This is a genomic window from Corallococcus aberystwythensis, assembly GCF_003612165.1.
GTDB classification, from domain to species: Bacteria; Myxococcota; Myxococcia; order Myxococcales; family Myxococcaceae; genus Corallococcus; species Corallococcus aberystwythensis.
In genome coordinates this window covers 1-6,166 of the sequence record NZ_RAWK01000410.1, presented here as the reverse complement: position 1 = coordinate 6,166, position 6,166 = coordinate 1, and the positions used below count along the sequence as shown (strand labels likewise).

Sequence of the window (6,166 nt, the reverse complement as noted above, 5' to 3'; positions counted from 1 at the left end):
GGGTTCACCGGCGGCGCTGTACCTGGCTGCGGCGGGCGTGGGCACGCTGGGCGTGGTGGACGCGGACGTGGTGGACCTGAGCAACCTCCAGCGGCAGGTGCTTCACACCCTGGAGCGCCGGGGGCAGCCCAAGGTCCAGAGCGCGAAGGCCGCCATCGAGGCGCTCAACCCGGACGTGAAGGTGGTGCCCTTCCAGGAGCGGCTCACCTCCGCCAACGTGGAGCACATCCTCGCGGACTTCGACGTGGTGCTGGACGGCGGGGACAACTTCCCCACGCGCTACCTGCTCAACGACGCGTGCCTGCGGATGGGCCTGCCCAACGTGCACGGCTCCGTGTTCCGCTTCGAGGGACAGGTGACGACCTTCGTCCCCCACCAGGGGCCCTGCTACCGCTGCCTCTACCCCGCGCCACCCCCGCCGGAGCTGGCGCCGTCCTGCGCGGAAGCCGGGGTGCTGGGCGTGCTGCCCGGGCTCATCGGGATGCTCCAGGCCACGGAGGCCCTGAAGCTGCTGCTCGGGGTGGGGGAGTCGCTCGTGGGGCGGCTGCTCACCTTCGACGCGCTGGGCACGCGCTTCCAGGAGCTCAAGCTGCGCCGCGACCCGGAGTGCCCGGTGTGCGCTCCGGGAGCGAAGGTGGAGCTCATCGATTACGAGCAGTTCTGCGCCACGGGGGCCTGAGCGGGGCCTGGGGATGCATTTTCAGGGGCAACGGATAGAACGGGCCCGCGTATGATGCCGCCAGCCTGGACCCGGGGCGGTGGTGGAACGCGACCCGGGTCGGTTACGAGAGCGGCAGCGGCAGGGAGACGACGGCGATGTCCGAGCAGAACGAGAACCAGGACACCAGGACGGGAGAGGACCGGCGCGACTCGCCCCGCGTCCCCATGCGCCTGAAGGTCCGGCGGGAGGGGACGGAGGGCTTCCTGGACCGAGCAGGGGACCTGTCCCTGGGCGGCGTGGGATGGGTGGGAGAGGCGCTGGAGCCGGGCCAAACCGTGGAGGTGCGCTTCGCGCTGCCCCCGTCCCTGGAAGAGGTGCAGGTGCGCGGCGAGGTGCTGCCCCCCAAGGCCGGCATGACGGGCCCGGTGGTGCGCGTGCGCTTCGTGGAGCTGCCGGTGGAGCTGGAGCTCTCCATCGCCCGGCACCTGGACGACCAGAGCAAGGACGAACCCCGGGGCGCCCGCTAGGGCGTTATCCCGGATGGACGGCGCCGGTGGACGGCGCCTTCTCGAAGGAGGGCGGCATGGCGGAGGAGATTCCCTGGGAGCGGCTGTTCGAGGAGGCCCTGCGGGTGCGTCAGCGCGCGCACGTGCCGTACTCGAAGTTCCCCGTGGGGGCCGCCGTGCTGTACGCGGACGGCTCCGTCGTGGCCGGCTGCAACGTGGAGAACGCCACCTACGGCCTCACCGTCTGCGCGGAGCGCAACGCGTTCGCCGCGGGCGTGGCCCAGGGCCGTGAGAAGCCCGTGGCCGTGGCCGTCGTCGTGGACACCCCGGAGCCCTGTCCCCCGTGCGGCATGTGCCGCCAGGTGATGGCCGAGTTCGCCGGGCCTGACATTCCGGTGCGAAGCCGCACCCTCAACGGGCAGGAGGCGCGCTACTCGCTCAGCGAGCTGCTGCCACACGCCTTCACCCGTTCCTTCCTCTAGGACCCATTCCACGTGGACTTGCTTCTGACTGGCGCCACCGTCGTCACCATGAACCGCGACCGCGAGGTGCTGCCGCGCGCGGACGTCCTCGTGCAGGACGGGCGCATCGCCAGGGTGGGCCGGGGCCTGAAGGTGAAGGGCGCCTGCCGTGTCCTGGACCTCGCCGGGCAGGTGGTGATGCCCGGCCTCATCCACGGCCACCTGCACGCCTGCCAGACGCTGTTCCGCGGCCACGCGGACAAGCGGGAGCTGCTGGACTGGCTGAAGGAGCGCATCTGGCCCCTGGAGGCGGCGCACGACGCGGCGTCCCTGCGCGCCAGCGCGGACCTCACCTTCGCGGAGCTCATCCGCTCCGGCTCCACGGCGGCGCTCGACATGGGCACCGTGCACCACTACGACGCCGTCTTCGAGTCCGCGCGCGACAGCGGCTACCGGCTCGTCGGTGGCAAGGCGATGATGGACTCCGGCGCGGAGGTCCCCCGGGGCCTGCGCGAGACGACGGCGGACTCGCTGTCGGAGAGCCTGGCGCTGATGGAGCGCTGGCACGGCACCCACGACAACCGCCTGCGCTACGCGTTCGCCCCGCGCTTCGCCCTGTCCTGCACGCCGGAGCTGCTGCGGGAGGTGGGCCGGCTGTCGCGGGAGAAGGGCGTGCGCATCCACTCGCACGCCAGCGAGAACCGCACGGAGACGGACGTGGTCCGCCAGGTGACGGGCCAGGACAACATCGCCTTCTTCCACGGCCTGGGGCTCACCGGCCGCCACGTCACGCTGGCCCACTGCGTCTGGGTGGAGGGCACGGAGCAGCAGCTGCTCCGCGAGTCCGGCACGGTGGTGTGCCACTGCCCGGGCTCCAACCTGAAGCTCGCGTCGGGCTACGCGCGCATCCCGGAGCTGCTCCAGGACGGCATCCCCGTGGCGCTGGGGGCGGACGGCGCCCCGTGCAACAACACGTTGGATTTGTTCCACGAGATGCGGCTTGCGTCCGTGCTGCACAACCCGCGCGTGGGTCCGGTGGCGATGACGCCCATGCACGTCCTGGAGATGGCCACGCTGCACGGCGCGCGCGCCCTGGGCCTGGAGGACGAGGTGGGCTCCGTGGAGGCCGGCAAGCGCGCGGACCTCACGGTGGTGGACATGCGCGGCTTCCACTTCTGCCCGCTGCCGGACGACGTCACGGGGCCGCTGGTATACTCGGCGCGCTCCACGGACGTGTCGCACGTGCTCATTGACGGCAAGCTGGTGCTGCGCGAGGGCGAATTGACGACGCTGGACGCGAACGCGGTGCTGGCCAACGCCCGCACGCAGGCCACGAAGCTCTTCGCCCGCGCGAAGCTGAAGGCCTCCTAGAAGCGCCAGCTGGCCGTCGCGTCCGGGGCCGGCTGCGAGGCTGGCTGGACGCGGGGCAGGCGCAGCACGAAGGACGTGGCCCAGCCCTCCGCGTCCTCCACCGTCAGCCGCCCGCCGTGGGCCTCCGCCGCCAGCCGGGAGAAGTACAGCCCCAGGCCGTAGCCCCGGCGGCCCTCCTTCTCGCGGCTGCCCTGCACGTACTTCTCGAAGAGGGCCTCGCGCGCTTCCGGCGGGATGGCGATGCCGTCGTTGCGCACCGCCAGCCACTGCAGGCCTTCCGTCTCACCGGCCTCCAGGCGCACCCGGCCGCCGGACGGCGCGTAGCGGAGCGCGTTGGTGGCCAGGTTCTCCACCACGCGGATGAGCAGGCCCGCGTCGCCCACCAGCTGGAAGCCCGGGGGGCAGCCCAGCTCCAGCTTGATTTTGCGCAGCCGGGCCGCGCCGTCCAGCGAGCGGCGCACCTCGTCGAACAGCGGCGCCACCGGGAAGGGCTGCCTGCGCGGGGACAGCCGGCCCTGCTCCAGCCGGGGCACGTCCAGGAGGTCGGAGATCATCCGGTCCAGGCGCGCGGTGACGGCCAGGCCCGTGCGCACGGACTCCACCAGCGGCGTCCCGACGGGCAGCTCCTGTTCCATCCACGACAGCGACAGCGTCACGGCGGACAAGGGCGAGCGCAGGTCGTGCACCAGGAACTGCATCAGCTGCTCCTGGTGGGCCTGGAGCGCCTCCAGCTGGGCGTTGCGCGCGTGTGCCTCGGACAGCATGCGCTCGATGGTGCGGTGGGCGTCCTCGACCTCGGTGGTGCGGCGGGCCTCCAGCTGCCGGGACACCTCCGCGTGCGACAGGTCCATGGCCAGCTGCCGCAGCCGCCCGGTGCCGTAGTGGCTCACCGCCGCCACCAGCACCAGCGTCACCCCGGCCACGCCCATGGCGCCCGGGCCCACGCCCGCCTGATGCATGAGCACCGCCTGGGTCAGCGACGCCAGCCCCGCCGTGCCGTAGACGAGCCAGGGCATCAGCTCCAGGCCGGAGAGCGCCACCACCAGCGCGAACAGCCCCAGGCTGAAGCCCGCCACGCCCGCGGGGAAGGGCGACACCGGCAGGGCCATCTGCTGGAGGCCGAACACCAGCCCCACGTCCACCAGCGACTGCACGATGCCCAACTGCTTCGTCACGGGCCGGAAGCGCAGCGCGAACAGCAGCGCCACCACGCCGCCGTAGCAGAGCAGCAGCGGCGGGTAGTGGGCCCAGTCCCGGGCGCCCGTCAGCCACAGCCCCAGGCTGACGGCGAAGAAGACGGCCGTGCCCACCAGCCGCACCGCGGCCCCGGCGCCCAGCACGCGCCGCCGCTGGGCGGCCACCACCCGCGCAAGCTCGTCTTCGAAGGCTACGGGGGGAGTCGGGTCCATGCGACACGCTCGTTTTCCCCGCTTCCACCCCGCCCGGCAAGTTCATGGCCGCTTCGTCTTTCGCGACCCCGGGGGGACCCCTAAGGAAGGAGAGTGGCGGATGGGGGCTGTCCGGTGGCCCCGGACCCGGCCGGGCTGGCGGGCGGCAGGCTTCTGGGGGCAATCATCCGGCCGGGGCAGGCGTAGTCACGGTGACACGCGGCTTGCGGCCGGATGCTTGTGGGCGTCGGAGTTCGTGTAAGGTGGCTGGGATTACGCACAGGCGGAGGTGAGAGCCGACATGTGGCAGCGATTCAAGAGAGCGATGCGGAGCTTCGCGGGCTTCTTCGTCTCCTCCATCGAGGATCCGGAGTTGATTCTCGAGCAGAACATCCGTGACCTGAACGACCAGGTCCCCAAGATGAATGAGTCCATCGCCATGGTCCGGGCGAATGTGACGCTGCTCGAGAAGGAGAACATGAAGTACCAGCAGGACGTGCGGGAGCTGACCGCCAAGGTCAAGGCCGCCATCCAGGCGGGCCGTGACGACCTGGCCGGCACCTACGCGACCAAGCTCCAGGGGGAGAAGGAAGCCCTCGCGCGCAACCAGCAGCAGCTGGACATCGCGAAGCAGGCCTATGAGAAGGCCCTGAACGTCAAGAAGGCGTTCATGCGCGAGAAGGACCGCAAGACGCAGGAGGCGATGAACGCCGTCCGGGACGCGCGGCGCGCCAAGTGGCAGGCGAAGGTCGCCGACACCATGGAGTCCTTCACCGTCGCGGGCGTGGACTCCACGCACGACGAGATGCTCCGCAAGGTCCAGGAGAAGACGGCCATCAACGAGGCGCGCATGCAGATGGCGCTCGAGTCGGTGGACCACCAGGCCGCGGCCATCGAGGAAGAGGCGGAGAAGATCCAGGGCGACGAGCTGGTCAAGCAGTTCAAGATGGAGATGGGCCTGCTGGACAGCCCCGCGCCGGTGTCGGACGTGGGTGCCGGTCCGGAAAAGACCATCGGCAAGAAGGTGGAGATCAAGTAGGTCTCCCCTCATGAAAGGGGCCGGCGCACACGGATGAAGCTGCACCGCGGACCCGGCCTCTTTCTCTTCCTCGCGCTCTGTGTCCTGGGCGCGGGGTACGTCTTCGCCTCGCGGGCGGGTTACCTCGACCGCCTGCAGGCGCGCTTCTTTCCCTCCACGCGTGAAGCGGTGCGGCTGTCCCCGGGCGACTTCCCGGCGGGCGTCGCGGCCCCCGTGGCGGACGTGGCCTCGGTGCCCTTGCGGCCCGTGCTCATCGGCTTCACCCCGCGCGGCTCGGCCTCCGCGCTGCTCGTGGCCACCGGCGGCGCCACCACGCTGGACAACCCCGCCACGCCCCCGGGCGCCGCGCAGGGGCTGCTCAAGACGGCCTACGCCCTGGACGCCCGCGCGGTGCTCTTCGCTCGCGAGGAGGAGCTGAAGCAGGCCCTGTCCGTGGGCGCGGAGAACGGCGGCGTGGACATGGCGGCGCTGTCGGTGGACCGGCTCGCGTCGTGGGCGCCCACCTTGAGGGACGCGGCGCCGCGCACGGTGCTGCTCGTGGGGCGGAGCCGGGGGCAGGAGGCCATGGCGGCGGTGGGCGTGCCGGACCTGGCCAGCCTGCGTGGCAAGCGGGTGGGCGTGTATCCGGGCGGCTCGTCGCACTATTTCGCCCTGTGGGTGCTGGCGCGCGCGGGGCTGCGCACGTCCGACGTGCGCTGGGTGGACCTGCCGTCCACGCTGGACGCGGGCCGGGCCCTGCG

General features: G+C 71.7%; 7 protein-coding genes. 6 read left to right on the top strand and 1 reads right to left on the bottom strand.

The window, feature by feature from the left end:
* The 4 genes from D7W81_RS39100 to D7W81_RS39085 form a co-directional block, all read left to right on the top strand.
* Nucleotides 1-679, top strand: a 679-nt coding sequence (locus tag D7W81_RS39100) for a ThiF family adenylyltransferase (protein ID WP_208721658.1), incomplete at its 5' end; no start/stop codon positions are given.
* 137 nt (nucleotides 680-816) lie between these two features.
* Nucleotides 817-1,188, top strand: a complete 372-nt coding sequence (locus D7W81_RS39095; protein ID WP_120560432.1) for a PilZ domain-containing protein — start codon at nucleotides 817-819, stop codon at nucleotides 1,186-1,188.
* Nucleotides 1,189-1,244: 56 nt separating this feature from the next.
* Entirely contained in the window at nucleotides 1,245-1,649 is a 405-nt protein-coding gene (locus D7W81_RS39090) for a cytidine deaminase (RefSeq protein ID WP_120560433.1), read from the top strand.
* A 12-nt stretch (nucleotides 1,650-1,661) separates the two neighbouring features.
* Nucleotides 1,662-2,999, top strand: coding sequence for a 5'-deoxyadenosine deaminase (locus tag D7W81_RS39085; protein WP_120560431.1), 1,338 nt, complete (start codon nucleotides 1,662-1,664; stop codon nucleotides 2,997-2,999).
* Here D7W81_RS39085 and D7W81_RS39080 read toward each other — a convergent pair.
* Entirely contained in the window at nucleotides 2,996-4,408 is a 1,413-nt protein-coding gene (locus D7W81_RS39080) for a sensor histidine kinase (RefSeq protein ID WP_120560430.1), read from the bottom strand. The two genes, D7W81_RS39085 and D7W81_RS39080, sit on opposite strands and share 4 nt — an antisense overlap.
* Nucleotides 4,409-4,688: 280 nt before the next feature.
* Between D7W81_RS39080 and D7W81_RS39075 the strand changes: the two genes are divergently transcribed.
* Nucleotides 4,689-5,426, top strand: coding sequence for a PspA/IM30 family protein (locus D7W81_RS39075; protein ID WP_120528049.1), 738 nt, complete (start codon nucleotides 4,689-4,691; stop codon nucleotides 5,424-5,426).
* Between the two features lie 33 nt (nucleotides 5,427-5,459).
* A partial coding sequence (locus D7W81_RS39070) for a type 2 periplasmic-binding domain-containing protein (RefSeq protein WP_497747189.1) occupies nucleotides 5,460-6,166 on the top strand: 707 nt, incomplete at its 3' end.